This window comes from Photorhabdus sp. RM96S (genome assembly GCF_042879335.1).
In the GTDB taxonomy this organism is placed as follows: Bacteria; Pseudomonadota; Gammaproteobacteria; order Enterobacterales; family Enterobacteriaceae; genus Photorhabdus; species Photorhabdus kayaii.
The window spans coordinates 21,433-48,175 of the sequence record NZ_JBHFKT010000019.1 but is presented as its reverse complement, the minus strand read 5'-3'; the positions used below and the strand labels follow the sequence as shown (position 1 = coordinate 48,175).

28 protein-coding genes are annotated in these 26,743 nt (G+C 42.6%); 16 read left to right on the top strand and 12 right to left on the bottom strand.

Annotated elements, in window-relative coordinates; translation table 11 throughout:
- Positions 1 to 14: 14 nt before the first annotated feature.
- From ACGF49_RS12990 to coaBC, 3 genes are all read right to left on the bottom strand, one after another.
- Entirely contained in the window at positions 15 to 146 is a 132-nt protein-coding gene (locus tag ACGF49_RS12990; protein WP_267479076.1) for a hypothetical protein, read from the bottom strand.
- A 91-nt stretch (positions 147 to 237) separates the two neighbouring features.
- On the bottom strand, positions 238 to 696 hold the full coding sequence (gene dut, locus ACGF49_RS12985; RefSeq protein ID WP_113041819.1) for a dUTP diphosphatase: 459 nt from the start codon (positions 694 to 696) through the stop codon (positions 238 to 240).
- Positions 674 to 1,891, bottom strand: coding sequence for a bifunctional phosphopantothenoylcysteine decarboxylase/phosphopantothenate--cysteine ligase CoaBC (gene coaBC, locus ACGF49_RS12980; protein WP_113041818.1), 1,218 nt, complete (start codon positions 1,889 to 1,891; stop codon positions 674 to 676). The genes dut and coaBC overlap by 23 nt, the downstream gene beginning before the upstream one ends.
- A 197-nt stretch (positions 1,892 to 2,088) precedes the next feature.
- Here coaBC and radC point away from each other — a divergent pair, with 197 nt between their 5' ends.
- The 8 genes from radC to ACGF49_RS12940 all read left to right on the top strand — a co-directional run bounded on the left by radC (position 2,089) and on the right by ACGF49_RS12940 (position 8,320).
- Positions 2,089 to 2,781, top strand: a complete 693-nt coding sequence (gene radC / locus ACGF49_RS12975) for a DNA repair protein RadC (RefSeq protein ID WP_088372679.1) — start codon at positions 2,089 to 2,091, stop codon at positions 2,779 to 2,781.
- A 239-nt stretch (positions 2,782 to 3,020) separates the two neighbouring features.
- Positions 3,021 to 3,257: a 50S ribosomal protein L28 gene (gene rpmB / locus ACGF49_RS12970; RefSeq protein WP_011148921.1), complete on the top strand. Its 237-nt coding sequence runs from the start codon at positions 3,021 to 3,023 to the stop codon at positions 3,255 to 3,257.
- Between the two features lie 11 nt (positions 3,258 to 3,268).
- Positions 3,269 to 3,436, top strand: a complete 168-nt coding sequence (rpmG, locus tag ACGF49_RS12965; protein WP_010847629.1) for a 50S ribosomal protein L33 — start codon at positions 3,269 to 3,271, stop codon at positions 3,434 to 3,436.
- A 166-nt stretch (positions 3,437 to 3,602) separates the two neighbouring features.
- Complete coding sequence (locus tag ACGF49_RS12960) at positions 3,603 to 3,752, top strand: hypothetical protein (protein ID WP_349010475.1); 150 nt, start codon at positions 3,603 to 3,605, stop codon at positions 3,750 to 3,752.
- Complete coding sequence (locus ACGF49_RS12955) at positions 3,734 to 4,855, top strand: glycosyltransferase family 4 protein (protein ID WP_228900848.1); 1,122 nt, start codon at positions 3,734 to 3,736, stop codon at positions 4,853 to 4,855. Before ACGF49_RS12960 ends, ACGF49_RS12955 begins: the two co-directional genes overlap by 19 nt.
- A 187-nt stretch (positions 4,856 to 5,042) precedes the next feature.
- On the top strand, positions 5,043 to 6,065 hold the full coding sequence (locus ACGF49_RS12950) for a glycosyltransferase family 9 protein (RefSeq protein WP_228900846.1): 1,023 nt from the start codon (positions 5,043 to 5,045) through the stop codon (positions 6,063 to 6,065).
- Complete coding sequence (locus ACGF49_RS12945; RefSeq protein ID WP_113041815.1) at positions 6,046 to 7,164, top strand: glycosyltransferase family 4 protein; 1,119 nt, start codon at positions 6,046 to 6,048, stop codon at positions 7,162 to 7,164. The genes ACGF49_RS12950 and ACGF49_RS12945 overlap by 20 nt, the downstream gene beginning before the upstream one ends.
- Positions 7,145 to 8,320 (top strand): glycosyltransferase family 4 protein, encoded by a 1,176-nt coding sequence (locus ACGF49_RS12940; RefSeq protein ID WP_113041814.1) that lies wholly within the window; start codon positions 7,145 to 7,147, stop codon positions 8,318 to 8,320. The genes ACGF49_RS12945 and ACGF49_RS12940 overlap by 20 nt, the downstream gene beginning before the upstream one ends.
- A gap of 19 nt (positions 8,321 to 8,339) precedes the next feature.
- On the opposite strand, the gene rfaL is transcribed toward ACGF49_RS12940, so the two are convergent.
- A complete protein-coding gene (gene rfaL, locus ACGF49_RS12935; protein WP_228900844.1) occupies positions 8,340 to 9,557 on the bottom strand; it encodes an O-antigen ligase RfaL in 1,218 nt (405 codons plus the stop codon).
- Positions 9,558 to 9,676: 119 nt separating this feature from the next.
- Here rfaL and mutM point away from each other — a divergent pair, with 119 nt between their 5' ends.
- Positions 9,677 to 10,486, top strand: a complete 810-nt coding sequence (mutM, locus tag ACGF49_RS12930) for a bifunctional DNA-formamidopyrimidine glycosylase/DNA-(apurinic or apyrimidinic site) lyase (protein WP_113041813.1) — start codon at positions 9,677 to 9,679, stop codon at positions 10,484 to 10,486.
- 74 nt (positions 10,487 to 10,560) lie between these two features.
- On the opposite strand, the gene coaD is transcribed toward mutM, so the two are convergent.
- Genes coaD through waaA form a run of 3 tightly spaced genes read right to left on the bottom strand, consistent with a single transcriptional unit; the run spans position 10,561 to position 13,094 of the window.
- Positions 10,561 to 11,043, bottom strand: a complete 483-nt coding sequence (gene coaD / locus ACGF49_RS12925) for a pantetheine-phosphate adenylyltransferase (RefSeq protein WP_113041812.1) — start codon at positions 11,041 to 11,043, stop codon at positions 10,561 to 10,563.
- Positions 11,043 to 11,816 (bottom strand): glycosyltransferase family 2 protein, encoded by a 774-nt coding sequence (locus tag ACGF49_RS12920; protein WP_113041811.1) that lies wholly within the window; start codon positions 11,814 to 11,816, stop codon positions 11,043 to 11,045. The genes coaD and ACGF49_RS12920 overlap by 1 nt, the downstream gene beginning before the upstream one ends.
- Positions 11,817 to 13,094 (bottom strand): lipid IV(A) 3-deoxy-D-manno-octulosonic acid transferase, encoded by a 1,278-nt coding sequence (gene waaA, locus ACGF49_RS12915; protein WP_113041810.1) that lies wholly within the window; start codon positions 13,092 to 13,094, stop codon positions 11,817 to 11,819.
- Between the two features lie 229 nt (positions 13,095 to 13,323).
- Here waaA and rfaQ point away from each other — a divergent pair, with 229 nt between their 5' ends.
- The 4 genes from rfaQ (at position 13,324) to ACGF49_RS12895 (ending at position 17,844) form a co-directional block, all read left to right on the top strand.
- Positions 13,324 to 14,388 carry a putative lipopolysaccharide heptosyltransferase III gene (rfaQ, locus tag ACGF49_RS12910; protein ID WP_271858875.1) on the top strand — a complete coding sequence of 355 codons (1,065 nt, stop codon included), beginning with the start codon at positions 13,324 to 13,326 and terminating at the stop codon, positions 14,386 to 14,388.
- The gene (locus ACGF49_RS12905) at positions 14,385 to 15,518 is read left to right on the top strand and encodes a glycosyltransferase family 4 protein (RefSeq protein WP_228900836.1); all 1,134 of its coding nucleotides are present in this window, start codon (positions 14,385 to 14,387) and stop codon (positions 15,516 to 15,518) included. The genes rfaQ and ACGF49_RS12905 overlap by 4 nt, the downstream gene beginning before the upstream one ends.
- The gene (locus tag ACGF49_RS12900) at positions 15,515 to 16,618 is read left to right on the top strand and encodes a glycosyltransferase (RefSeq protein ID WP_228900834.1); all 1,104 of its coding nucleotides are present in this window, start codon (positions 15,515 to 15,517) and stop codon (positions 16,616 to 16,618) included. The genes ACGF49_RS12905 and ACGF49_RS12900 overlap by 4 nt, the downstream gene beginning before the upstream one ends.
- Positions 16,619 to 16,884: 266 nt before the next feature.
- Entirely contained in the window at positions 16,885 to 17,844 is a 960-nt protein-coding gene (locus ACGF49_RS12895; RefSeq protein WP_262977969.1) for a polysaccharide deacetylase family protein, read from the top strand.
- A 60-nt stretch (positions 17,845 to 17,904) separates the two neighbouring features.
- Here the strand turns inward: ACGF49_RS12895 and rfaC are convergent, their stop codons facing one another.
- Genes rfaC through rfaD form a run of 3 tightly spaced genes read right to left on the bottom strand, consistent with a single transcriptional unit; the run spans position 17,905 to position 20,868 of the window.
- A complete protein-coding gene (rfaC, locus tag ACGF49_RS12890; RefSeq protein ID WP_262977968.1) occupies positions 17,905 to 18,870 on the bottom strand; it encodes a lipopolysaccharide heptosyltransferase RfaC in 966 nt (321 codons plus the stop codon).
- A complete protein-coding gene (rfaF, locus tag ACGF49_RS12885; protein ID WP_228900828.1) occupies positions 18,870 to 19,919 on the bottom strand; it encodes an ADP-heptose--LPS heptosyltransferase RfaF in 1,050 nt (349 codons plus the stop codon). The genes rfaC and rfaF overlap by 1 nt, the downstream gene beginning before the upstream one ends.
- Before the next feature lie 10 nt (positions 19,920 to 19,929).
- The gene (rfaD, locus tag ACGF49_RS12880) at positions 19,930 to 20,868 is read right to left on the bottom strand and encodes an ADP-glyceromanno-heptose 6-epimerase (protein ID WP_262977967.1); all 939 of its coding nucleotides are present in this window, start codon (positions 20,866 to 20,868) and stop codon (positions 19,930 to 19,932) included.
- Between the two features lie 234 nt (positions 20,869 to 21,102).
- Here rfaD and kbl point away from each other — a divergent pair, with 234 nt between their 5' ends.
- Positions 21,103 to 22,299, top strand: coding sequence for a glycine C-acetyltransferase (gene kbl, locus ACGF49_RS12875; RefSeq protein ID WP_228900824.1), 1,197 nt, complete (start codon positions 21,103 to 21,105; stop codon positions 22,297 to 22,299).
- Between the two features lie 9 nt (positions 22,300 to 22,308).
- The gene (tdh, locus tag ACGF49_RS12870) at positions 22,309 to 23,334 is read left to right on the top strand and encodes an L-threonine 3-dehydrogenase (protein ID WP_113041802.1); all 1,026 of its coding nucleotides are present in this window, start codon (positions 22,309 to 22,311) and stop codon (positions 23,332 to 23,334) included.
- 137 nt (positions 23,335 to 23,471) lie between these two features.
- Here the strand turns inward: tdh and ACGF49_RS12865 are convergent, their stop codons facing one another.
- Positions 23,472 to 24,383 (bottom strand): divergent polysaccharide deacetylase family protein, encoded by a 912-nt coding sequence (locus tag ACGF49_RS12865; protein ID WP_228900821.1) that lies wholly within the window; start codon positions 24,381 to 24,383, stop codon positions 23,472 to 23,474.
- 4 nt (positions 24,384 to 24,387) lie between these two features.
- Positions 24,388 to 25,695, bottom strand: a complete 1,308-nt coding sequence (gene envC, locus ACGF49_RS12860; protein ID WP_387491303.1) for a murein hydrolase activator EnvC — start codon at positions 25,693 to 25,695, stop codon at positions 24,388 to 24,390.
- Between the two features lie 551 nt (positions 25,696 to 26,246).
- On the opposite strand from envC, the gene ACGF49_RS12855 reads away from it, so the two are divergent.
- Positions 26,247 to 26,684: a rhodanese-like domain-containing protein gene (locus tag ACGF49_RS12855; protein WP_113041798.1), complete on the top strand. Its 438-nt coding sequence runs from the start codon at positions 26,247 to 26,249 to the stop codon at positions 26,682 to 26,684.
- Positions 26,685 to 26,743 lie beyond the last annotated feature (59 nt).

Below are 26,743 nucleotides of genomic sequence, written 5' to 3'. Positions count from 1 at the left end.
TGACAAGACCTTTGTTAAGAATAGCAAAACAAACAAATCAGTAATTCTTTGCTCAATGGCATTTTGAGCAAAGAATATGATAATGGGTTATACCCGTCATCTTTCAAGTTGCCTCTTTGTTGGCTGCACTCGCTCACCCCGGTCACATCGTTATCTATGCTCCCGGGGATTCACTCCCTTGCCGCCGCGATGCATCTTGAAATCCATAGGGTATAAACGGTATGGTCTTACAGAGATTTATTGGCGACCGGAATGACCAAAACCACCGCTGCCTCTTTCGCTGGCTTCAAAATCTTCTACCAGATTAAATTGAGCCTGAACGACGGGTACAAAAACCATCTGAGCGATACGTTCGCCTGGTTGGATAGTGAAAGCTTTATCACCACGATTCCAGACGGAAACCATTAGCTGACCTTGGTAATCAGAATCGATCAAACCCACTAGATTACCCAGAACGACACCATGTTTATGTCCAAGGCCTGAACGGGGCAGAATAACGGCTGCCAGTTGTTCATCACCAATATGAATAGCAAGCCCGGTTGGAAGCAGTTCTGTTTGTCCTGGAGCCAGTTCTACCGCATTGTCCAGGCAAGCGCGTAAATCTAAACCTGCGGAACCCGGTGTGGCGTAAGTTGGCAAAGGAAATTCCTTCCCGATACGTGGGTTAAGAATTTTAACGTCGATTTTTTTCATCATAGCGTCTGACTATCTCGTCTAATAAATGGTGGCTGAGTAATAACTTATTACTATGAGGTAAGCGGATTTCTCCCTCATGCCAGAACAAATGTAATGCATTAGTATCGCTGTTAAAGCCGTGGCCAGTTAGGGATACATCGTTTGCACAAATCAGATCCAAATGTTTTTGGTTCAGTTTTTTTCGTGCGTATTCTTCCACATTCTGGGTTTCAGCCGCAAATCCAACCACAAAAGGGCGGTTTTCTTGCATTGCTGCTACATTGGCAACAATATCCGGGTTTTTGATCAGGGTAAAAGTGATCTCATCACCCTGTTTTTTAATTTTTTCTGAGGCAATCTGTTTAGCGCGATAGTCTGCAACCGCAGCACAACCAATGAAGATATTCTGTGAACCCGCTATTGCTTGTACTTGTTCGTTCATTTCTAGGGCGCTGGTGACGTCGATTCGTTTGACTCCCGGGGGTGTCGGTAAATTAACGGGGCCAGTGATCAGGGTGACTTCTGCACCACGTGTTGCCGCAGCTTGGGCGATAGCAAACCCCATTTTGCCGGAGCTGTGATTACTGATAAAGCGGACGGGATCCAGCGCTTCACGGGTTGGTCCGGCGGTAATAGCAAGTTTTAGGTGAGCTAAATCTTGGCTTGCTTGAAAATGTTGTTCAGCGAGTTCGACAATCGCCATGGGATTTAGCATCCTGCCGGGACCAACGTCACCACAAGCTTGGCTGCCGTTGTCCGGTCCCCACAGGAGAACGCCCCGTTCTTCAAGGCGCTTGAGATTATGTTGCGTCGCTTGAGCTAGAAACATTTGTTGATTCATTGCGGGTACGGCGGCAATTGGGGCTGGGGAGGCCAAACAGACAGTTGTTACGAGATCATTTGCCATACCGACTACCAGGCGTGCCAGTAAATCAGCGGTAGCTGGGGCGAGAATAATCATATCAGCCCATTTGCCAAGTTCAATATGCCCCATGGCAGCTTCTGCTGCCGGATCTAACAAGTCATCGGAAACGGGATAACCAGAAACCGCCTGCAACGTCATTGGTGTAATAAACGCTTCTGCTGCTGGTGTCATCACTACACGTACTTGTGCGCCGCGATCACGCAGGCGGCGTACTAGCTCGGGAGTTTTGTAAGCGGCTATTCCTCCGCTGATACCGAGCACAATCTGTTTGCCGGAAAGTCCTGCCATCATGATTGTCCGAATATTAAGTTGCAAGGGGCCAAGATTTTATCACAAGAAATTACAGAGTTGAGCAGAGTCTGAGCTTTGATTGTAAAAAAGGATAAGTTTGCGAGCGGCTACGCAGCTCCTGAATATGATATTCGCCCTGATGTTTAAGGCATGGAATACTGTTTGTATCAGGTGAAATAGGGCAGGGAGATGAATATATGGGAGTTGATGTTGCTGAAAATACAGGAGAAATATATTCAAATTTAGCCCCCAGAGAAAAATTGTTGGCTTATGGTTCGGTTTCTCTGACAGATGCTGAGTTACTGGCTATTTTTTTACGTACCGGGACCAGAGGACTTCCTGTTTTACGAATGGCTGAATTTCTACTGAAAGAATTTGGATCTTTGTACCATTTACTCTCTGCTGATTATGACACTTTTTGTTCTCATAAAGGGATGGGATTGGCTAAGTATGCACAATTACAGGCTATTGCAGAACTGGCAAAGCGTTTTTTTTCCAGCCAATTCATGCATGAGGATATTATGAGTAGTCCAAGTGTGACTCAAGAGTATTTGCAAAACCTATTATCAGGGCGTGATAGAGAAATATTTGTTGTGTTGTTTCTCAATAATCAAAATAGAGTCATCTGTCATGAGGAGATGTTTAAAGGCACCATTAATAAAGTTGAAGTCCATCCTCGTGAAATTGTCCGATCAGCGATAAAGGTGAATGCTTCATCCGTTATTTTGGCTCATAATCATCCATCAGGTCATGCAGAACCAAGTTTGGCAGATAAGATTGTTACAGATAAAGTAATTGATGCCTGTAATTTGGTTGGTGTAAAAGTGCTGGATCATCTGGTTATTGGCCGGCAATGTTGTGTTTCATTTGCTGAGCGAGGATGGATTTAGCTAACTTTTTCAAGATCCTTATGGATCTTTGGTTGTGCGGGACTTGAGCGTCAGCGATTGAGGGCGTATACTACGCCACCTTTGAGGATCTTTGGTTTGGCGAGAAGAGCCTATCTCAGCACATTTTCTGAGTAAATGTGAGTCTTTTCAGTGGAATTTGCTGAGATAGGCTCCTAAGCCTGACGAGGCGGCCATACCCAATACAAAGCTCGAGCTGATTTGATTTTTGGAGAATAGACATGTCCCGAGTCTGCCAAGTTACTGGCAAACGCCCGATGAGTGGTAACAACCGCTCTCATGCATTGAATGCGACTAAGCGTCGTTTTCTGCCTAACCTGCATTCCCACCGTTTCTGGGTTGAGTCCGAGAAGCGTTTTGTGACTCTGCGTGTATCTGTTAAAGGTATGCGTGTGATTGATAAGAAGGGTATCGATGCAGTTTTGGCTGAGCTTCGTACCCGCGGTGAGAAGTACTAAGGAGCTGAAAAATGGCTAAAGGTATTCGCGATAAAATTAAGCTAGTTTCTTCAGCTGGTACTGGTCACTTCTATACCACTACGAAGAACAAGCGTACTATGCCTGAGAAACTGGAAATGAAAAAATTTGATCCAGTTGTTCGTCAGCATGTTATGTATAAAGAAGCCAAGATTAAATAATTTTGGTTGATTTGATAAAAACCCGGCCTAGGCTGGGTTTTTTGTTGTCTGAAGAGTTTTAACAGATATTCACTGATTCTTCTCTACATTTCATAGACATACCCTATGGATTTCAAGATGCATCGCGACGGCAAGGGAGTGAATCCCCGGGAGCATAGATAACTATGTGACCGGGGTGAGCGAGCGCAGCCAACAAAGAGGCAACTTGAAAGATAACGGGTATATCCTGTTATTCGTAGACGTAAGATACTGTTTCGTTATACTAACGCCTTCCGGTAGGCTAGATATGAAACCGAAATGGCTAAAGAAAAACTAAATATTTTACATACAGAATCATCTTGTGGTTGGGGTGGTCAGGAGATCCGAATCCTGACGGAATCCCAAGGAATGATAAAACGTGGACACAAGGTGGTTATTGTCTGTTGTCCTAGTTCTAATATCTACCGTGAAGCAAAATCTTATGGTGTGCCGGCCGTAGCCCTGCCGATTGAAAAAAAGCGGCGGTCCTGCTTTCTTGCTATGCGTCGTTGGTTGAAAAAAGAAGGCCGTCAATTTGACGTTATTAATACACATAGCTCGACGGATGCATGGTTGGTTGCTGTGGCTTGTGCAACGTTAAGGCATATGCCGCCAATGGTTAGAACCAGGCATGTTTCTACTCATGTTTCTAATTCAATATCAACTCGTTGGTTGTATTTGAAAGCGTGCCGGCATATTGCGACTACAGGCGAAAAACTACGCCAACATCTGCATGCCAATAATCGTTATCCATTACAGCATATGACATCAGTGCCTACCGGCATCGATTTAGATCGTTTCCGACCGGAAGATAAGAAAGTTTGCCGTCAGCGGATTGGGATTCAAGATAAACCGACATTAGGTGTCGTTGCGACCATGAGAACCTGGAAAGGGCATCGCTATCTGTTGGAAAGCTGGAAAGTTCTGCACCAGAAATATCCTGATTGGCAACTTTTGTTTGTTGGTGATGGTCCACAACGTAAGTCATTGGAACCTTTAGTAAAGCGAGAAGGTTTGTCAAACAGTGTCATTTTTTTAGGTAACCGTCAGGATGTTCCTGATTGTTTGAATGCGATGGATTTATTTGCATTACCTTCTTTTGGTAATGAAGGCGTGCCACAAGGCATTATGCAAGCAATGGCGTGTGGGATACCTGTTGTATCAACCTCCGTTGGTGCAATTACCGAAGCGGTAGTTGATGGTGAAACGGGTTATATCGTGGAACCCAGAAATACAGAGTTATTGACGAAAAGTTTAGAGTTATTGATTCATAATAATGAACTGCGTTTGCAATTCAGCCATTCTTCATTAGAGCGTGCAATGGCTTTATTTGGCATGGATAAGATGTTGGATAAAATGGAAAATATCTTTTTTCACAGCATTAAAGGTAAAAAACGTTAACATTATTTAGGATTTATTCTGGTCCTTATTCTTCGGCTTATGGTTTTAGGTAATGTTCAACTTATTGATATTAAATTACTTTAAAGTTAATTATTAGTTAAATCACCTTGTTGTGGTCAATCGTATACAAAATGGTTTTTTGTATATTTTGTTGAATTTTATGGCAGATTAATTAGATAATTGTCTTATGCAGATCAAAAATATTCTGGTCATTGTTATAGCACGTTTCGGTGATACCTTATTGGTAACGCCGGTGATTCGTGCTTTAAAGCAGAAATGGCCTGGTGCGAATATTGATGTTATGGCTCATAAAAGGACTAAACAGATCCTTGAAAATATAAGTGATATCAATAAATTGACTGCTTTTTCGAAAGGTAAGGCAAACTGGTGTGGTTGGTTTACCCGTAAACATTATGATCTGGCTTTAGTATATAGTGACGATAAACCTTTATTGCAGTATGCGAAACGTAAATCACACTTAACGGTTTCATTTTCAGATAAGTCCGCGTTGCAATCTGATTGGCTGACTGTGGAAAAGCCAAAGATGTTGATGCCTGCTCAACAGGAACGGGCCATGCTTGCTAGCGCGGTAGATGTTGAGGTCAATGACTGGCGGTTGAATTATTGTGTGAGTGAACAGGAGTTACACTTTGCTGATGGTTTTATACGGCAGTATCATTTAGAGAACAAGCTCCTGATTGGTTTTCAGTTACAAAGTTTCCCGGCAAAAGCTTATCGTGATTGGCCGGTTGAACATTTTTACCAATTAGCGCAACACATTTGTAGCCGTTATCCCCAGTCACATATTATGTTATTAGGCAGTGTTGACGGTAAAATTGCTGCACAGTCACTGGCAAAAAGGTTAGGGGCTGAAAAGTGTACTTCATTGGTTGGTAGACTGACAATGCGACAGAATGCAGCAATAATGAGTCAACTTGATTTGTATATTGGTGTTGATACAGGGCCGACCCACTTAGCCGGCGCATTAGGTATCCCGATGGTTGCTATGTATCATAGTTTCCACCCAGGCCGCTTTTTGGCACCTCAACAGCATTCTCATTTGGTGGTTATTGAACATCCGGTTCACTATATGCAAGCCACACGCAAAGACTCGATGTCTGCAATATCTGTTGAACAAGTCTGGCAGGCAACGCAAAAGTTACTAGAAACTAAGTTGTCAGGAAGAAAAGATGAAAATAGGTTTGGTTGATGTCACGGTAACTATGTCTTACGGTGGTATTCAGACGGCAGTCTGGGAACTGGCGAAAGCGTTGACTGATGCCGGTCATGAGATCCATATTTTTGGTGGAAAGGGTAATGTTCAACCAGAACTCAATGGGAGAGCAATTCAGGTTCACACTTTTCCATTTATTCCCAGGGAGAAAGTCATTAACATTGGTCGACGTTTTCAACGTATTATTGAACGTTACTCATTTGCTCGCCATGCTCGCGATACAGTTGTTACTGAGGATTTTGACTGGGTTATTCTGACTAAACCATTTGATTTTTTCTGGCCTCGAATGATGCCAAAAGAGAGCCGCACTAAATTTTGCTATATGAGCGGTGGCACCAGTTTTTTCAAGGGTGACAGAAAGCTGAGTAAGCGAATTTCAGCTTGGGTGGCATGCAGCCATTTTAATGCCTGGCAGATTCAGCACCATTTTAAACAATTCCCGAAGGTGATTTACAATGGTGTTGATATTAATAAATTCAGGCCGATAGACTCTTCTGTCAGAACGCGTCTTGGGATCAGTGATAAAACATTTTTGCTGACCTTTGCCGGCAGGTTGGTTGGCTGGAAAGGCATGCATGTTGCTATTGATGCAATGGCTCAGCTACAGGATAAAGATGTTAAATTGCTGATCATCGGGTCAGGTGAAGATCTGAAACGCTTAGAAAAGCGGGTTGCGCTATTACGGCTGGAAAAACAGATAATTTTCCATCCACCGGTAGGACATGATCAGTTGCCTGAATATTATGCTGCTGGTGATGCCGGGATTTTCCCCAGTATTGGTGATGAAGCGTTTGGTATCACAATTGCGGAAGCGATGGCGTGTGGCAGACCGGTGATTGCTAGTTATATTGGAGGCATACCTGAAGTTGTCGGTAACGAAAATAATTCGGGTATTTTAGTCACGCCAGGCGATGCTTCAGCAATTGTCGATGCGGTTAATTTTTTATTGTCTCAACCAGACAGGGGGCCAAAAATGGGAAAAGCAGCTCGTCAACGGATTGAAACAATGTATACCTGGGAGCATTCGGCAAATCGTTTACTGAAAGCGATAAATAATGAAGATTGCTTATATTGATCCCTATCCGGTTCCTGATTATCGGGTAGCATCATTGCAAATTTTGCAGAATGTTGATGCGTTTGCTCGCCAGGGAGCCTACGTATATTTGGTTACGCCTGAAGGTAAAAATACCGCAGAAGAGATCTTGGGGCGCTCATTATCACCATCAGTTAGACTGATATCTTTACGCAATATCCGGCGTAAATGGTATTTTCCATTCAATACCCAAAAAATGTTCTATTTCCAGGTTTCCCATTGGTTGAAGAGAAATGGGGTAGATGCCGTTTTTACCCGTAATCTGAAAATGGCAAAGTATTTATTGTGTGAACATCCAGAAATTCCGCTATTTTTTGAAAGTCATGAGATTTTTGCCCAATCATTTAAAGAATCGCATGATTTAAGTGAAAATAAAAATCAGCGTAAATATCAGAGGCTAAGAGAAATTGAACACTTTGTTTATCGCCAGTCCAGGATTATTTTCGTTCTGACGTCGTTACTTAGTGATGATATTATTAGTGAATATAATGTCAGCACGCCAATAGTTATTGCGCCAGATGGTGTGGATATGTTGGCAGTTGAGTCGATGTCATTAGATAAACGTGTATCAGACGACGGTGAATTACCAACTCAGATCCTTTATTTGGGCAGCTTGCATCGTTGGAAAGGTGTTCCAACGGCGATCAAAGCGATGGCTTATCTTGAGAATGCAGTATTGAATATTGCTGGTGGTGAACCAGGGCAAATTCAGCAATTGCGGCAGATTGCTCAGCAAATGGGGGTTGGCGATAAAATCAATTTTCTTGGGTTTATTCAACCTAAATTACGTTTTCAGATAATTGCAGATAATGATATTTGTCTGTTGCCATTAACTAAAACCAGCATTGGCAGTCGCTATACTTCGCCACTAAAATTATTTGAATATATGGCGATGGATAAGCCTGTGGTTATCTCTGATTTTCTTTCTATTCGTGATGTGGCTGATGAAAATGCGGTCAGTTTTGCTGACAGTGAGAATGCAGAAAGTTTTGCTCAACAGATTCAGTTACTGAGGGATAATCCAGAAAAAGTTAAGTCACAAGTTAGTTATGCAAAAATGTTGGTGACAGAGCGTTTTAATTGGGAGCAGAGAGCAAAGCTTATTATGCAGACAATATCAAAGGATATTTCTGCATAATAATCGGTTTGATAATATATTAATCGTTTTTCTGCTGATATAGAGCAATCATCAGACCGAATAGAATACCTATTTCATTGATATAGGTATTTTCAAAGGCTCCTCGGACAATAAACAATCCGATAAATCCCGTCAGTAGAATAATACTGGCTTGCTTTATTACACCATTGTTACGGCTAATAATATGGCTACCCGTGTACAGCGCTGAGAAGGTCATCAGCAAAGTGGTAATCAAACCAATGATTCCACCAGCAAACCAGAGTGCCAGAAAGATATTGTGGGGGCCGATGGATGTGCGATATATCCAGTCTGGATAGTCAGCAACTCGTTCATTGTAGACCTTATGATAGACTTTATTGCCATAACCGTAGCCTTTAATTGGGTTCTCTAGAATCAACTCAAAAGCAGCCCCTTGTGTGCCATTTTTATAACGATGGCTGCTATCAGTTTGAGTAAGTTTCCAAAATAATAATTTAGTATTTTCATTAGTTATGATCGTAGTGTGAGAGAGTACAACTGAAAAACTAAGGATTAAACTCGCTATTATGGTCAGCTTCCATTCTCGATTAATGATGATGATAAAAGCAGTGATGACGGCAATGGCGACCCAAGCGCCACGAGCTAAGGTACCTAATAACAAAAACAGACTGATAGCGGAAGCAACAGCCAGTATCAGCCAACTCACTAAGGTATGTTTCTTCCACAATGCCCAAGTACAAAGTAAGACCGGAAAATAGAAAATAAAACCGTAAGAAAATTCTCGGTGGTTGAAGTTAGTAAAAGGCATTTCACCTTTATTGTAGTTAATAATGTATTTACCAATATCAGTTAGGCATATTGCCAGCATACCAATGGCAAATGAGTACAGAATCATTTTGGCAATACTTTCTTTATTTTCTTTGTACAGCACCACAGGAAAAGTAAAACTGAACAATAATAGCCCATTTAAGATAGGTTTATTCATCTCTTGAAAACTCAATGCAGGATTGACGGAAATTGCTACTGAATAGAACATTGCTACGATGAATAATAAAATGGATAGAAACAGTGAATTACGCATGGAGCGCATCACTTGACGAAAATCTGTCACTAGATAGGTTAGTGCTGTAATGCTAATAAGCACGATAACCAGATTTTTATATCTCGTTATATCAGGTAGATAAACAAGGGCTATATAAATCCCAATGATGGATAAATTCCATAATGACCTTTTATCACGACTTTTAATATTAAACATATTCATAAATCTGCTTTCATTTCTGTTGAGTTTAGTTGGAAATAATACATGAAAAGATTATCTTAATCTGCTCAGATGCAATAGAGTTTAAGCAATATACATAGTTAGGAGTTATCACCATGCCAGAACTACCAGAAGTAGAAACCAGCCGGAGGGGAATAGAACCACATCTGGTAGGGAATGTGATCCAGTATGCGGTTGTCAGGAATGGTCGGCTACGTTGGCCGGTGGCGGAAGAAATTATGAAGTTGAGTGACCAGCTTGTGCTTAGCATTCAACGCCGGGCCAAATATTTGCTGATTGAACTGGCAAGTGGTTGGATTATTGTCCATTTGGGGATGTCGGGCAGCTTGCGTATCTTGCCAGAGGAACGCCCTGCGGAGAAACATGATCATGTGGATTTAGTGATGGCAGATGGTAAGGTTTTGCGTTATACCGATCCCAGACGATTTGGTGCGTGGTTATGGAGTGATGATCTCGAACGGTGCTCGGTATTGGCTCATTTAGGGCCTGAGCCACTTTCTGATGATTTTAATGGTTCTTATCTCTACACCCGATCCAGTAATAAAAAAACCTTGATTAAACCCTGGCTAATGGATAATAAACTGGTTGTTGGCGTTGGTAATATCTATGCAAATGAAGCGTTGTTTACTGCCCATATTCAGCCGGATCGTCCCGCGCATACTTTAACTGAGCGTGAAGCTAATTTACTGGCGGAAACGATTAAGAAGGTTCTACAACGATCTATTGAGCGGGGTGGTACGACACTCAGAGATTTCCTGCAATCTGATGGTAAACCGGGCTATTTTGCTCAGGAATTGTTTGTTTATGGCAGAGCAGGAGAACCATGTCGAATTTGTGGTGGAAAAATAGAGAGTATTAAGCTTGGGCAGCGCAGTACTTTCTTTTGCCGTCACTGTCAGTATTAGTGATATCGGATAGTTAGGGGAGGCGTTGCATAGGGAATATTCTACTGTGTGCCGCCTCCAGTGAACGGAGTAAATTACTTGCCCAGTTTTTTTAGCATAGCTTGGGCGACAGGTTCTGGCAGGAATGATGAGATATCGCCATCGTGGAGAGCGACATCTTTAATCAAGGATGAAGAGACAAACGAGAGATTTTGTGATGGCAGCAGAAAAACGCTCTCTAATTCCGGCATAAAGTGGCGGTTCATATTGGCAAGCTGCCATTCATACTCAAAATCAGATACTGAACGAAGGCCACGAATAAGAATATTTGCTTGTTGTTTTTTTGCAAAATTAGCCATTAATTCACAGAAACCTACCACCTCCACATTATCCAGATGTGAGATCACCTCTTTTGCCAAGGTAATGCGCTCATCCAGAGTAAACATAGGATTCTTTCTGGCACTGTTGGCGATAGCAAATAGAACATGGTCAAACATATCCGCGGCGCGGGTGACGATATCGATATGACCGTAGGTAACAGGATCAAATGTTCCGGGATAAATGGCTTTGGTTTTCATCAATTTTTACCCTTTTGTTGTCTCTTTTCCCACAATGCGGCGTACTTATTAAACGTATATTGAGCATTGACAATAGCCAATACTAACCCTTGTTTACCATCAAGAAAGCCAGCTCGCAACAACCAGGTTTTAAAGAAAGCCCCAAAAGTGTGACTGAAAATTGAGAAATAACTGCACTGTTTACCTTGTTCATCGCGCTGTTCTGCCCAGGCTTTAGCATAATTTAGCTGTTTTCTCTGAAATTCCATCAAATCACGGCAAGTAAGATGAAGTAAATCCCCTTGCAAAATAACGACTGGAGCGCCATGAGTTTCAAGGGATTCATGCACTTGATTATCATTGTATTGATAACGATCACGGGCGTAGAGACGAATGACCCTATCTGGGTACCAGCCGCTGTGTTTCATAAAGCGGCCAAGGAACAAGTTCCGGCGGGCACAACTGTAGACTTTATTGTTATCAATATGGGCCAGAGTCTGTTCTATGGATGCTCTGAGTTCTGATGTTACGCGTTCATCAGTATCGATCATAAAAATATAATCACCAGAAGCGTATTGCTGAGCTAGCTGACGCTGACGACCAAATCCCGGCCAGTGAGTATTGGAGAATACTTTTGCACCCATTGCCTGTGCTATCTGACAGGTATCGTCTGAACTACCCGAATCGAGTACGATGATTTCATCAGCCCAACGGACTGAGGTCAGACAATCTGCTATCAGATCCGCTGAATTCTTAGCGATCATGACAACAGAAAGACGTTTTTTGTCACTCATTCAGTGGCTCCGAGGTGGGAGATAGGGTTCCAGCAGTTTAAGTAGACGTTGAAGAGCCCCCTGATTTTCATGCAGTACTTCTGCTGCGTGGCGACCATAATACAGACGATAATCTTCGTCAGTCAGTAAGCTATTGATCTCGGTGAATAAAGAGTGGCTGTCCGTAACGGTAATCAGACCATTAGCCTGATTCAGCTTGGTGCAGATATCCTTAAAGTTAAAGGTATGAGGACCCATCAGCACCGGAATAGCATGGGCTGCCGCTTCTAGCGGGTTGTGGCCGCCACGTTCAACCAGGCTGCCACCAACAAAAGCCAGATCGGCAATACCATAGAGCAGCATCAGTTCCCCCATAGTATTGCCGATAACTACCTGAATATTGGCGTCAGGGATTTTATCAGAACTGCGAAGAATATAGCTGAGTCCGGCTTTCTTTGTTAATTCTTCAGCTTTAATAAAACGTTCAGGGTGGCGTGGTACCAGGATCAGCAGCAGGCTTGGACATTGTTTCAGTAACTTGCAATGAGCATCTAGAATAATACTCTCTTCTCCATCATGGGTGCTGGTGGCTATCCAGACAGGACGGCGAGCAGCCCATTGGCGCCGTAATGTCACTGCTTTGGCTGCCAATTCAGGTGTTACTGAGATATCGAATTTCAAACTGCCAGTGATAGTCAGTTGAGAGCGCTTTAGACCCAGTTCAACAAAACGTTCACCATCTTCCGGATTCTGAGCGGCAATTAAGGTAATGCTGCGCAAAATTGTTTTTATGAAATTCCCTACTTTTTGATATCCCTCAGCGGAACGTGCAGACAAACGGGCATTAGCAATGACCAGAGGAATGTTACGTTGGTGAAGTTGGAAAATCAGATTAGGCCAAAGTTCTGTTTCCATAATAATGACTAACTTTGGATTAACTTGATTGAGAAAGCGCTCCATAGAACCGGGGAGATCGTATGGCAAATAGACGTGATTAACATCATTTCCCAGAGCAGAAAGCACTCTTTCTGAGCCCGTTGGCGTCATCGTTGTCACGGTAATCGGTAAAAAAGGATAGTGATGGCGCAAGGCTCTGACTAAAGGGATGGCGGCCAACGTTTCACCAACGGAAACGGAATGGAGCAGGATGCCTCCAGCGGTAACTTTACCGGCACAGAAACCGTAGCGTTCACCCCAGCGCTGACGGTAAGCAGGGGCTTGGCGGCTGCGGAGCAATAAACGCAACCAAATCAGAGGTTGGATAAGGTAGAGAAGTACCTGATATAAACGCAGTAACATTCTATCAAATTCACTTATATAAATTAGTGTCAATAGTATCACATTGCTTCAAAGAAAGTATGAAAATGCGTATGGCTTCTAGGATCTGAACAGAATTGGAGAGGTAAATGAGGATTTTTGCGTAAGATCGTGCTTCTATTATATGTGAAGGTAGAGTGGATTTTTTGCAGCTTCTGCACATGGTTGCGGCAGTTTTCTCTTTTATCTGTATCTTTATACTGGGAATGCAATGAGTAAATTATACACTCAATTTGACCGTATTCTAATAATAAAGTTACGACATCATGGTGATGTATTATTAATTACACCGGTTATTAATACCCTTAAGGATAATTATCCAGCGGTGGAAATTGATGTTTTACTCTATAAAGAAACTGAACCAATATTGGCTAATTTTTCTGCTGTGGATAATCTATTTTCTATAGATAGACAATGGAAGAAACAGGGAATTAAAACACATTTGGGGCATGAATGGAGATTGCTTAAACGATTAAGGCATCGTCAATACGACCTGGTTATTAATCTTACTGATCAATGGTATAGTGCATTTGTGACACGATTTACTGGCGCAAAAGTGCGTATTGGGTTTGATTTAGCAAAACGACGCAGCCTATTTTGGAAAAAATGTTTCACAAATCTTGTGCCGACAGGGCATAGTCAATTTTTGCATATTGTTGAGCAAAATTTGTCAGCTCTTTCACTGTTAAATCTTCCATTAATCAACACGACAGTGACGATGAGTTACCGCCAGCAGGATAAAGAGGCTGTTTTGATGCTTTTTGATAAGCATGGTGTAGATCAAAAATATATTGTTGTGCAACCAACATCCCGCTGGTTTTTTAAATGTTGGGATGAAAAAAAGATGAGCGAAACGATTAATGCATTACAGTCTGATGGTTGGACAATCGTTGTTACCTCCGGGCCAGATCGTAAGGAGGAAGAGATGGTAGAGAAGATTTTATCAAATTGCCCAAAAGAGAGAGTGATTTCTTTTGCCGGCCAATTAACTTTGCCTCAACTTGCAGCGCTGATTGATGGGGCCAATTTATTCATCGGGATGGATTCTGTTGCTATGCATATGGCAGCTGCGCTAAAAACACCGGGTATCGCTTTATTTGGGCCATCAAAGTTAGTATTCTGGCGTCCGTGGGAAGCGAAAGGTGAAGTTATTTGGGCTGGTGATTATGGTGATTTACCTGATCCTGATGATGTTGATACTAAAACGGATATACGTTATCTGAATGTCATTCCCAGTGAGATGGTTATTGCTGCCGCCCGGAGAAATTTATTATGAAATTAGTACGTCTTGCAATTGTTCGGCAGAAATATCGTCCGGATGGTGGTGCAGAACGTTTTGTCTCCCGTGCCTTAGAGGCTTTAGGGAATGAAAATTTGGAGCTTAACGTTATTACGCGTTCCTGGCAGGGAGACGTTAATCCTGATTGGCATGTTCATTTAGCAAATCCTCATAAATGGGGGCGCATCAGCCGTGAGAGAGGATTTGCCAAAGCTGCCAAAACAATATGGGAACAAGAGCAATTTGATCTTGTTCAAAGCCATGAACGCATTGCTGGTTGTGATATTTATCGTGCGGGTGACGGCGTTCATCAGCGCTGGCTACAGCAGCGTGCGCGTGTTTTATCTCCTTGGCGGAGCAAATTACTTTTTACGAGTCGTTACCATCGTTATGTGATGGATGCTGAGCAAAAGATGTATTCGGCACCGGAATTAAAAATGGTTATTTGTAACTCGGAAATGGTAAAAAGGGAGGTCATGACGGATTTTGGGCTTTCTGAGGAAAAAATATCGGTTATTTATAATTCGATAGACAATAAACAATTTTTCCCGGCAACGGAATCTCAGAGAACACAATTAAGGAAAGAGCATAACCTTCCCTTGCAGGCTAAATGTTTAGTTTATGTTGGTTCGGGGTTTGAGCGAAAGGGATTAAAAGCCGCGATTCAGGCAGTGAGTGCAACGGATGCTTATTTAATCGTTGTGGGGCAGGATAAAGAAGAGAAAAAATATAAGCAGTTAGCTAATTCACTGGGATGTAATGAGCGCATCAGGTTTATGGGAGTTCAGAAAAGGACATTGCCTTTTTATCAGCTTGCAGATGGTTTGTTGCTACCGACCTTATATGATCCGTTTCCAAATGTGATACTGGAGGCAATGGCTTGCGGGCTGCCGGTAATAACCAGTACGACATGTGGTGGTGCTGAATTTATTACCTCTGGGAATAACGGGTTTGTATGTGATGCTTTGGCTGTTTCAGATATTACGGAAGCTATTCAGAATACGCCTTCGAATCATTTGAATAATAAAATGTCAGAATTAGCGAGAACAGGAATACTCTGTTATACACCGGAACATTTATCACAACAGCTCATTGAATTATACGAAAAGGTGCTCTCATCATCATGAAAGGACATATATTATTTATCATTGATGGATTACCTGGTGGCGGTGCGGAAAATGTCACTATCCGGCTTTGTGATGGTCTGCAACAGAGAGGATATGATGTTACGCTGCTCTCTTTGGCAGAGAAATGTGAATATTCAGTACCGAGTGGTATTGAACTGATCATTGATGTTGATGGATATAGAGGGCCTTTTAGAAGACAGACTGAGATTTGCCGTAGGGCTAAATCTATGGATAAGGTTTTAGAAAAAGTTTTTCTTCGCAAGGGAATCCCTACGCTGATTGTCTCAAACTTGCATAAAACTGATCGTATTGTCGTGCAATCAAAAGTGTTAGCGGGGTTAAATGTATGGTTTTGTATTCATGGCGTATTTTCAAACTCATATCTTGGTAATAAGACGGGATTATCTCGCTGGATCAAGAAACAAAAAATCAAGTGGACATATAATAACCGGAATTTAATTTGTGTATCTGATGCTGTAGGGAAAGATTTAAAGAATAATTTGTTACTTACGCCTAATGAAATGGTGACGATTTATAACCCTTTCAATATCCCAGAGATTAAAGAAAAATCTCTGCAAAATAACCTATATTCGGATGAAACCTATTTATTACATGTTGGTAGATTTCACCGGGTTAAGCGGCATGATCGTTTATTAGAAGCGTTTGCGAAAGCAGATATTCCATGTAAGTTATTGATTGTTGGTCACGGAGATGAGGCTATTACTCAACAGATAAAGCAGAAGATTATGGATTTAAACTTACAGTCTAAAGTTATTTTAACCGGATTCCTTGAAAATCCATTACCTGTTATCCGTGGAGCTAAAGCGGTTGTTTTGAGTTCTGACAGTGAAGGATTAGGGAATGTGTTAATTGAATCGTTGATTTGTGATACTCCGATTGTTAGCACGATGTGCCCTGGTGGCGTTAATGAAATTATGGTTGGTGAGTTGGAAAAATATAAATCAGAACTGACAGTTGATTCGTTTGCAGAGAAAATGAAGTTTGTCTACTATGAGCCGCCTGTAATTACTGAGGATATGTATAAGAAGTTTGATTTAGATATTATTTTGGCAAAATATCTATCTTTAATTAAGAAGTAAGAGAGGTTAGATGCGCTTTTCAAGTTTGGTTATTAGGATAAGTTAATGGATAAAAAAAGTTCCAAAAATTAAGAGAACTTAATAGAAGAAAAAACAAATTTCCGAAAGATCTAACATTTCATAGCGTTTTTTATTGATAAGATTAGATACGAAATATAGGATTTAATGAGATATAGAACTGCTATATATATGATAAGATAATTGCACTATTTCATAGATCTGCGTACTATAAAACCCTCATTTTATTCTATTGTGGGCATATTCTGATGACTCGACCTGCATTTATTATCACTATTGATACTGAGGGTGATGACCTGTGGCAAAATCACGGTCAGATCTCGACAAAAAATACTCATTATTTACCAAAGTTTCAGCATTTATGTGAACGTTTTGGTTTTAAGCCAGTTTGGTTGACGAACTATGAAATGGCAATGGATGATTTATATATTAAATTTGCTAAAGATGTTATTGCCAGAGGGCAGGGGGAAATTGGTATGCATTTACATGCCTGGAATAATCCACCACTTGTTCCTCTTACCGACGATGACATGCGTTATAAACCTTATCTGATTGAATTTCCAAAAGAACAAGTTAGAGCCAAAATTGATCTGATGACTAAGTTATTGGAAGACAAACTACAGATTAAAATGTTAAGCCATCGGGCAGGTCGTTGGGCATTTAATGAATATTATGCTGAATTGCTGGTGGAATATGGTTATCAAGTCGATTGTTCAGTAACACCACGGGTTAATTGGCGTTTCACCAAAGGCGATCCTAATGGCAACGGTGGAACTGATTATCGTCACTTTCCATCTTATGCCTATTTTGTGGATTTGCAGAATATTGCTAAAGAAGGTGACTCTTCTTTGCTGGAAGTCCCCATGAGTATTCAATATAAACACCCTCCACTGATGAATTTCCTTAAACAGAAATATGACAGCTTACGTGGGAAACAGCGTTCTCCATCTGTTAACTGGTTAAGACCAAAAGGGGGCAATTTGGAACAAATGAAAAAAGTGGTCCAACAGACATTAGCAGAAGGCAGTGATTATATTGAATTTATGTTGCATTCATCTGAATTTATGCCTGGTGGTAGCCCGACATTTAAAAATGAAGAACAGATTGAATTACTTTATCAGGATCTGGAGGCACTCTTTAACGACTTACAGCCAGAGGTTCGAGGAATGACATTGGCTGAATATTATCAATTTAAGAAGTCATCATGATTAATAAAGCAGTCACGTGAAATAGGCGTCTGCCAGAAACGCCTCAGATTTAATAATTAATCAGCCAATATTTTTTTGAAGATGAGCTAACACTTTCGATGGCGTAATACTTTTGATATTCCCATCTTCCGCTTTTAAAGATATTTGTTCTTTGCCATAGCCACCAATGAGCCCTGGATCTGTCGGACCAAACAACGTGATATTAGGGCGATCCAATGCGGCAGTGAGGTGGCTCAGGCCGGTATCAACAGAAACAACGGCTTTTGAGCAGGCCAGCTCTTGGGCAACTTGCGCCAAAGTCAGCTTTGGCAATACTTCCACATGAGAGAAGTTTTCCGCTAGTCTCAGCGCACGTTGGTATTCATGTTCTGCGCCCCAAGGGAGCTTAATTTTCATACCCGTTGGCTGAATTTCAGCAATAAGTTGTCTCCAGTGGCTTTCCGGCCAATGTTTTTCATCGCGAGTGGTGGCATGGAGAAAAACCAGATAATCGCCCTGATTTTCTAATTTCTGCTTTAAAAAGTGACGGGCAATCCCATAATCGCCCTGTGCCGCCGGTTTGGTATAACCCAGGCTGACAGCAAACAGTTCTCGAATGCGCTCTACGGCGTGCTGTTGCTTGCTGACCGCATGACAGCAATCATAAAAAAAACTTGCTAATGGCTCACGGATACTTTTGCGGTTGTAACCATGTTTAGGACCATAAGCGAGTCGGGTTACCAGAAATGCGCTTTTTAATAACCCTTGAGCATCGATGATGGCATCATATTGATGTAATTTTAATTTTTCTTTGAATAAACGGCGTTCTGCACGAATTTCTGGGCTAAACCAGTTTTTACGCCAGCGGCGAATAGCAACAGGAATAATTTGATCAACCGCACTATGCCAGCCGGGGATTTGAGCAAAACCTTCCTCTACTACCCAATCAAAACGGACGTCAGGTAAGTTTCTTTCTGCATCAGTCAGTGCAGGGAGCGAGTGGAGGACATCGCCCATAGAAGAAGTTTTGACCAATAAAACCCGCATTAACTCTGGTTCTCCGCTTGTAATAATTTTTCTAGAGAAGTGATAACTCGCTCTGGCTGAATATCAATCAGACTCTGGTGATAGCCATGTGCACTGTCACCTTTTCTGACTTTATGATAGCCAGTAATAAGACGGATAACTTCCGCTTTATCGGATAATGGTGGAGTAAAATCTGGGCTACTTGGGCCGTAAAGCGCAACCAGAGGGCGATTAAGTGCTGCGGCAACATGCATCAAACCAGAATCGTTGGTCACAATGGCATCACAGGCCGCGATAATATTGACGGCCTGCTCAAGAGAAGTTTGTCCGGCAAGATTGATACAGTGTTCGCAAGCTTCTTCAGTCAGTGAGTTGCGGATATCCTCTCCACTTTCGTGATCTTTGGCAGAGCCAAATAGCAGAATTTGATACCCCTTTTTAGTAATAAGCTGTTGAGCTAACGCGGCATAATGATAATGCGGCCAGCGTTTTGCTGGGCCAAATTCTGCACCGGGGCAGAAGCCGATGATAGGCCGATGATCAGAAATATTGAATGCCGCGGTGGATTCAGCAATATCTTCGTCACTGACATCTAGTTGAGGCCAAAGTAATGGTTGAGGCAGGTCTGCCGCACTACTGGGTTTTGCATCGTAAGCCAATGCGGCATAGCGTTGCACCATTAATGGGAAGGCTTCTTTATTCAATGTACGAATATCATTAAGCAATCCATATCTCATTTCACCGCGCCAGCCAGTGCGCAGAGGAATATTGGCGAAGAAAGGCACTAAGGCAGATTTGAAAGAATTTGGTAGCACATAAGCGCGATGATATTTACGTTCACGTAGGGCGACCCCCAAACGGCGGCGTTCACCCAATGCCAGTGCGCCATGTCCTAATGGCATAGCTAATGCTTGATTGACCTCCGGCATTTTGTCCAGCAGTGGGCGGCACCAGGCTGGAGCCATCACATCAATTTCTGCATTAGGATGCAAAGCCTTTAACGTCCGGTAAAGGCTCTGCGACATCATCATGTCACCCACCCACGAGGGGCCGATTACCAATATTTTCATAGTGAGTAGATTACTTATCCTGATTGAGCCAATGCATATATTCCGTTACCCCTTCGGCAACGGTTTTGAATGGCTTATCATAACCCGCCGCGCGAAGTTTGGTCAGATCTGCTTGCGTGAAGCGCTGATAACGACCTTTCAGATGTTCAGGGAAATCAATATGTTCAACAGTGAGTGATTTATCTTTATGGCATTCAACAACCGCATCTGCAACCGCCTGGAAAGATTCAGCACGACCCGTTCCACAGTTATAAATACCGGAAACGTTGTTTTTCCAGAACCAAAGATTAACCGCAGCGGCATCACCAACATAAATAAAATCACGTTGAAAGCTTTCACTGCCGGCGAATAGTTTTGGGTTTTGTCCCTGATTGATTTGATTATTCAAATGAAAGGCAACGCTAGCCATACTCCCTTTATGCCCTTCACGTGGTCCATACACATTGAAATAACGGAAACCACAAATTTGTGAATCAGCTTGAGGCAGGATCTCCCGGACATATTGGTCGAATAGAAATTTAGAGTAACCATAAATATTGAGCGGTTTCTCATATTGACGCTCTTCGATAAAATTATCAGTACGGCCGCCATAGGTTGCTGCTGAGGAGGCGTACAGGAAAGGAGTGCCGCGTTCAAGGCAATAATGCAGCAATTCTTTGGAATATTGATAGTTATTATCCATCATATATTTGCCATCCCACTCGGTTGTGGATGAGCAAGCGCCTTCATGGAAAATAGCGTCAATATCACCGAAGTCATCACCGGCCAGAATACTGGCAATAAACTCTTCCTTGTCCATGTAATCAGCAATATCCAAGTCAGCCAGATTGATGAACTTAGTACCATCTTTTAGATTGTCTACGACCAGAATATCTTTATATCCTTCGTCATTTAGTGCTTTGACAATATTGCTACCAATAAATCCAGCACCGCCAGTGACAATAATCATCCGACTCACCTCTACAATCGGGTTAATGAAGCAAATTGTTTCTATAATAACATCTAACATCCATGACGACAGCAGCTTAAGCAGGGGAATATACTGAAATATTATGGTAATTCAGGTTGCATGACGTGACGGATACAGCAAAGTTAATATTATCTGCCTGATAGAGTCGTCAGTAGCTTGATCAATGAGTAAAATATCTCACAACCCTTCATTTATAAATCAGGAGAAAAATAAATGTCAGCATCATTTTATCAGCAAATTAACGAACAATTAGAACAAGCCCATTCTGAAGGATTGTTCAAAAATGAACGTATCATCACTTCTGCACAAAATGCTGACATTGCTGTAGCCGATGGCAGCCACGTTATTAACTTCTGCGCAAATAACTACTTAGGTTTGGCTAATCACCCTGAGCTTATTGCCGCGGCTAAAGCGGGAATGGATAGCCACGGTTTTGGTATGGCGTCTGTTCGTTTTATTTGTGGAACTCAGGATCCTCATAAAGAGCTGGAGAGAAAACTGGCAGAATTTTTGGGTATGGAAGATGCTATTCTTTATTCTTCTTGTTTTGATGCTAATGGTGGTTTATTTGAAACGCTATTTGGGCCGGAAGATGCCATTATCTCTGATGCGTTGAACCACGCTTCTATTATTGATGGTGTCCGTTTATGCAAAGCGAAGCGTTATCGCTATGCTAATAATGATATGCAGGAACTGAGAGCACAATTAGAGAAAGCGAAAGCAGATAATGCACGTCATATTGTGATTGCAACCGATGGTGTGTTCTCGATGGATGGTGTGATTGCTGATTTGAAGTCTATCTGTGATCTGGCTGATGAATTTGATGCAATGGTTATGGTGGATGACTCCCATGCTGTTGGTTTTGTTGGTGCTCATGGCCGTGGTACTCACGAATATTGTGACGTAATGGATCGCATTGACATCATTACCGGCACATTAGGTAAAGCGTTGGGTGGTGCTTCCGGTGGCTATACCGCGGCACGTAAAGAAGTTGTTGAGTGGCTGCGCCAGCGCTCACGTCCATATCTGTTCTCTAACTCATTGGCACCGGCGATTGTCGCGGCATCCATTAAGGTGCTGGATATGCTGAAAGAGGGAGATGCATTGCGTGATCGTTTGTGGAAGAACGCTAACCTGTTCCGTGAAAAAATGACAGCCGCAGGTTTCACTTTGGCGGGGGCTGACCATGCGATTATTCCGGTCATGTTAGGCGATGCGAAATTGGCACAGGAGTTTGCCGTAGAATTACTGAAAGAAGGCATTTATGTTACTGGTTTCTTCTATCCGGTAGTCCCTAAAAATCAGGCCCGTATCCGCACGCAAATGTCAGCAGCGCATACGGAAGAGCAAATTGAACGAGCAGTTGCGGCGTTCACGCGCATTGGTAAGCAATTAAATGTAATTGCATAAGGCATCTTTATGAAAGCATTGTCAAAGTTAAAGGCAGAAGAAGGCATCTGGATGATCGATGTGCCCGAGCCAGAGCTGGGGCACAATGATGTGATGATCAAAATCCGTAAAACAGCGATTTGTGGTACGGATGTGCACATCTATAACTGGGATGATTGGTCACAAAAAACCATTCCTGTACCGATGGTTGTTGGTCATGAGTATGTCGGCGAAGTTGTTGCTATTGGTCAGGAAGTAAAAGGTTTTAAAATGGGTGACCGGGTGTCTGGCGAAGGGCATATTACTTGTGGTTACTGCCGTAACTGTCGTGGTGGCCGTACTCACTTATGCCGTAATACCATTGGCGTAGGGGTAAACCGCGCTGGTTGTTTTGCTCAATATCTGGTTATTCCTGCATTTAATGCATTCAAAATCCCAGATAACATCTCTGATGAACTGGCTTCTATTTTTGACCCATTTGGCAATGCTGTTCACACCGCGCTCTCGTTTGATCTGGTTGGCGAAGATGTGTTGGTTTCTGGTGCAGGTCCAATTGGTATTATGGCGGCGGCAGTGTGTAAACATGTTGGCGCACGTCATGTTGTTATCACCGACGTTAACGAATATCGCCTTGAGTTGGCACGTAAAATGGGTGTCACCCGTGCGGTGAACGTCAGCCAGGAAAATCTGACCGATGTCATGGCGGAATTGGGCATGACGGAAGGTTTTGATGTTGGTTTGGAAATGTCCGGCGCCCCGGTGGCGTTTCGTACCTTATTAAATACCATGAATCACGGCGGCCGTGTTGCACTGTTGGGCATTCCTCCATCAGATATGGCAATTGATTGGAATCAGGTGATTTTCAAGGGCTTGTTTATTAAAGGTATTTATGGCCGTGAGATGTTTGAAACCTGGTATAAAATGGCTACATTGATTCAGTCTGGTTTGGATCTGACACCCATTATCACTCACCGGTTCTCTATTGATGATTTCCAGAAAGGCTTTGACATCATGCGTTCAGGGCAGTCTGGTAAAGTTATTCTGAACTGGGATTAACTGACCGAGTGAGTTATCACTAAAATTGACAGGCGCTTTTAGCTCTTGAGCGCCTATTTGAGGCATTAGCAATATTGCAAGCTATCATCGAATAAATAGAAATAACAAGGTGATTGGTTATTCCTTAATATGAATTTCTATTCTGTTTTATCCTGAGATTTATCACCGGTCAGTTTCTGGATATATCGGCTTACCGTGTTCACAATAGGATTATCAACCAGAGTATCGCCAATAACGGCCAGATAATCTTGGCTGGTAACTGTAGCGGGTGCCTCTTTTATTTCACACAGCTTGCCCCATTTAGGCTGATTATCACCAACAGGTTTGCCACTTAACAACCTACTTGGGCTAACTAACTCAATATCAGCGGGAAGCGTTGGCAGCATCTGCTGTAATGCACGAATGGTTGTTGAATGAGGATGACCGATAGCAATAGCGGAACCATTCTTACGGGCAATGGAAATCGCACGGTTTAACTGATGGCGAGTTTCCGCTTCTGATTGCACATCATCTAGGAAAACATTACGGCGGATAACGCGAACGGGCGTGTCTTTCGCTGCCTTTGTTACCTGAGTATTGCCAATCGTCACGCTGTCGAGAAAATAGAGGTTATAACCAGACAGTGAGCGCATCACTTTCTGCATTCCCGGCAAACTCGAAGTCATAGCGCTGCCCATATGGTTATTGATCCCTACAGCATAAGGAACTTTTTGTATTGCACGCTGGATGATGCGGTCAATATCTTCACTGCTCATGGTTGGCTGGAGAGTATCCGGCTCTAGCAATTGCTTACTTAAAGGTGCCATTGGCAGGTGGATTAAGATCTCCCGCCCTTGTTTATAGGCTTTTTCGGCCATCTCCCTGCCATGCGGTGAATCCGGCAGAATGGCGATAGAGATTGCAACAGGCATCTGCAATATTTTGTTTTCGTTATGAGGACGGTAACCAAAATCATCAATAACAATTGCCAGACGGGCTGCACTGGCTTGTAGGCTCAAGAGTAGCAGGGCGGTAGTACCAATGAGTTTTGCGAGTTTGCGTTGTCTCACCTGATTATCTCCCAAGCCACGGTTGTGGGTTTACCGCTCTTCCCTGACGGCGAATTTCAAAATAGAGAGCGGGTTGCTGCTGACCGCCACTGTTACCGACCAATGCAATAGGTTGTCCGGCCCGAACTTGCTGGCCGACCCTGACTAGGGCACTCTGATTATAGCCATAGAGACTCATATCACCTTTACCATGCTCTATAACGACAACCAGCCCATAGCCTTGTAGCCAGTCAGCCAGTAAAACCCGGCCATCGGATATCGCTCTGACTTCCGTACCTTCTGTGGCTGAAATCACCATGCCTTTCCAGCGTAATTCGCCTTGCAGCGCTTCACCAAACTGATGTATCACCTTACCGTGGACAGGCCAGATTGCCTGACCAGCCGGACGACCAAGGCCACCGGTACGCGCCATCAATGCGCGTTCATCTTCAGTGGGTTTATAGCTGGAACCTTTTTGTTGTGCTTGCTTCTGTTTCGCTGCAATTTGAGCACGAACACGGGCAGCTTCTCTGGCTTCTCGTTCAGCGCGTGCTTTCGCTTCCCGTTCTGCCTTAGCGATTTTATCTCGCAGACGGGTTTCATTTTGTTTTAGTTCAGCGAGATTTTTCTGGTCTTTCTTTAAGGAAGATTCCAGTTCAGTTAGGGTTTTCTGCCGGGCATTGCGGGCCACTTCCATTTGCTGTTTCTGCTGCTGCTGTTCAGTCAGCACTTGTTTCTGCTCTTCCTGTTTCTGCTGCTCAAGTTTTTTTTGTTCAGTTAAATCAACGGCTGTTTGCTCAAGTTTAACAATGGTGTCTTGGCGGGCTTGATTAAGGTAGCTATAGTAAGCGAGTATGCGCTCACCTCTCTTGCCCTCTTCTCCTCTGAACATGAGTTCAAGCCCTTGATGTTGCCCTTGACGAAATGCTGCATCCAATTGGCGTGCCAGCATATCTCGTTGCGCTTTTTGTTGTTTTTCCAGTTTTTTGATATTGGAGACTAGAGCGGCAATCTCTTTATTCAGCTTACTGAGTTGAGTTTGAGTGTTGTGGAGAGATTGACCAATTTTGGAAATGGTATTTTCCTGATCTTTCAACTGATTTAGCAAAGAACTCCGTTTTTGCTGTTGTTGTTGCACACTTTTCTCTTTCTCCGCGATGTTTTGTTGGAGATCTTTCAGCTGATTTTTATTGGCGATAATTTGATTCGCAAAGGTACTAAAGCTGAAAATAACCAATAGGAAAGCATAGAACAATAAGGCACAGATATCATTCCGCCGTGAGTTCTGATTGCGCCGATAATTACGGCTATGCATTTCCTTGTTGTCAGCCATTTCTGTAAATATACCTTGCTACTGTATGCACTAGATTATTTCATGATGAACAAAGAGTTACCAGATGCTACGCTGATTTTTTACACTTTAGATAATGCTGTCTTAACATCGAAATCGAATATATCCGTTATCTTTCAAGTTGCCTCTTTGTTGGCTGCACTCGCTCACCCCGGTCACATAGTTATCTATACCCGTCATCTTTCAAGTTGCTTCTTTGTTGGCTGCACTCACTCACCCCAGTCACATAGTTTTCTATGCTTCCGGGGATTCGCTCCCTTGCCGTCGCGATGCATCTTGAAATCCATAGGGTATAAATATAGACATATTAGCCTATTTATCGTTGAAATTCCCGCATACATACATTTAGTGTGACAGAACATATGCTGGTAATGTACTTAAGGTGCTTCATTTTCAGGATATTTTTATTTTTTCTCGAAACTCTCCGCAAAATTTGCATTGAGCTTATGCTATTTGGCTGTAATTGACGCAACACAAAGGTATACTCTGGAACCTTAGATATTTGTTATTAACCAACGGGAGTTGTTGCCCCCATGCTGCAAGAAATCATGCAATTTATTAACCAGCATATGACCTTAAGCCTCATCTGGATTGCACTGCTGGTTGCCGTTATTGTGACTACAACGAGAGGTTTCTTCTCTAAAACCAAAGAGATAACTCGTGCTCAAGCTATTAATCTGATCAATAAAGAAGAAGCCATCGTCGTGGATTTACGTTCCCGTGAAGATTTCCGCAAAGGGCATATTATTGGCGCAGTAAACCTGACTCCCTCTGAAATTAAAGACAACAATTTTGCTGAGTTGGAAAAACATAAAAAGCAGCCTGTAATTGTTGTTTCTGCGAATGGCGCTGAATCTCGTACTCCGGCAGAGAATCTTATTCGTGCTGGTTTTGAACGCGTATGTTCCTTGAAAGAAGGTTTGGTTGGTTGGACAGGCGAAAACTTGCCATTGGCGCGTGGTAAAAAGTAATCATTTTGGGCGTGAATGGTGACATTCACATGAAAAATTTAATAAGGACATCTAAAGGT

Excerpts from the sequence above, each read along its gene's own strand:
- dut (WP_113041819.1), bottom strand. The coding sequence starts at position 696 with ATGATGAAAAAAATCGACGTTAAAATTCTTAACCCACGTATCGGGAAG.
- coaBC (WP_113041818.1), bottom strand. The coding sequence starts at position 1,891 with ATGATGGCAGGACTTTCCGGCAAACAGATTGTGCTCGGTATCAGCGGA.
- radC (WP_088372679.1), top strand. The coding sequence starts at position 2,089 with ATGGGAGTTGATGTTGCTGAAAATACAGGAGAAATATATTCAAATTTA.
- rpmB (WP_011148921.1), top strand. The coding sequence starts at position 3,021 with ATGTCCCGAGTCTGCCAAGTTACTGGCAAACGCCCGATGAGTGGTAAC.
- rpmG (WP_010847629.1), top strand. The coding sequence starts at position 3,269 with ATGGCTAAAGGTATTCGCGATAAAATTAAGCTAGTTTCTTCAGCTGGT.
- ACGF49_RS12955 (WP_228900848.1), top strand. The coding sequence starts at position 3,734 with ATGGCTAAAGAAAAACTAAATATTTTACATACAGAATCATCTTGTGGT.
- ACGF49_RS12950 (WP_228900846.1), top strand. The coding sequence starts at position 5,043 with ATGCAGATCAAAAATATTCTGGTCATTGTTATAGCACGTTTCGGTGAT.
- ACGF49_RS12945 (WP_113041815.1), top strand. The coding sequence starts at position 6,046 with ATGAAAATAGGTTTGGTTGATGTCACGGTAACTATGTCTTACGGTGGT.
- ACGF49_RS12940 (WP_113041814.1), top strand. The coding sequence starts at position 7,145 with ATGAAGATTGCTTATATTGATCCCTATCCGGTTCCTGATTATCGGGTA.
- rfaL (WP_228900844.1), bottom strand. The coding sequence starts at position 9,557 with ATGTTTAATATTAAAAGTCGTGATAAAAGGTCATTATGGAATTTATCC.
- mutM (WP_113041813.1), top strand. The coding sequence starts at position 9,677 with ATGCCAGAACTACCAGAAGTAGAAACCAGCCGGAGGGGAATAGAACCA.
- coaD (WP_113041812.1), bottom strand. The coding sequence starts at position 11,043 with ATGAAAACCAAAGCCATTTATCCCGGAACATTTGATCCTGTTACCTAC.
- ACGF49_RS12920 (WP_113041811.1), bottom strand. The coding sequence starts at position 11,816 with ATGAGTGACAAAAAACGTCTTTCTGTTGTCATGATCGCTAAGAATTCA.
- waaA (WP_113041810.1), bottom strand. The coding sequence starts at position 13,094 with ATGTTACTGCGTTTATATCAGGTACTTCTCTACCTTATCCAACCTCTG.
- rfaQ (WP_271858875.1), top strand. The coding sequence starts at position 13,324 with ATGAGTAAATTATACACTCAATTTGACCGTATTCTAATAATAAAGTTA.
- ACGF49_RS12905 (WP_228900836.1), top strand. The coding sequence starts at position 14,385 with ATGAAATTAGTACGTCTTGCAATTGTTCGGCAGAAATATCGTCCGGAT.
- ACGF49_RS12900 (WP_228900834.1), top strand. The coding sequence starts at position 15,515 with ATGAAAGGACATATATTATTTATCATTGATGGATTACCTGGTGGCGGT.
- ACGF49_RS12895 (WP_262977969.1), top strand. The coding sequence starts at position 16,885 with ATGACTCGACCTGCATTTATTATCACTATTGATACTGAGGGTGATGAC.
- rfaC (WP_262977968.1), bottom strand. The coding sequence starts at position 18,870 with ATGCGGGTTTTATTGGTCAAAACTTCTTCTATGGGCGATGTCCTCCAC.
- rfaF (WP_228900828.1), bottom strand. The coding sequence starts at position 19,919 with ATGAAAATATTGGTAATCGGCCCCTCGTGGGTGGGTGACATGATGATG.
- rfaD (WP_262977967.1), bottom strand. The coding sequence starts at position 20,868 with ATGATTATTGTCACTGGCGGTGCTGGATTTATTGGTAGCAATATTGTC.
- kbl (WP_228900824.1), top strand. The coding sequence starts at position 21,103 with ATGTCAGCATCATTTTATCAGCAAATTAACGAACAATTAGAACAAGCC.
- tdh (WP_113041802.1), top strand. The coding sequence starts at position 22,309 with ATGAAAGCATTGTCAAAGTTAAAGGCAGAAGAAGGCATCTGGATGATC.
- envC (WP_387491303.1), bottom strand. The coding sequence starts at position 25,695 with ATGGCTGACAACAAGGAAATGCATAGCCGTAATTATCGGCGCAATCAG.
- ACGF49_RS12855 (WP_113041798.1), top strand. The coding sequence starts at position 26,247 with ATGCTGCAAGAAATCATGCAATTTATTAACCAGCATATGACCTTAAGC.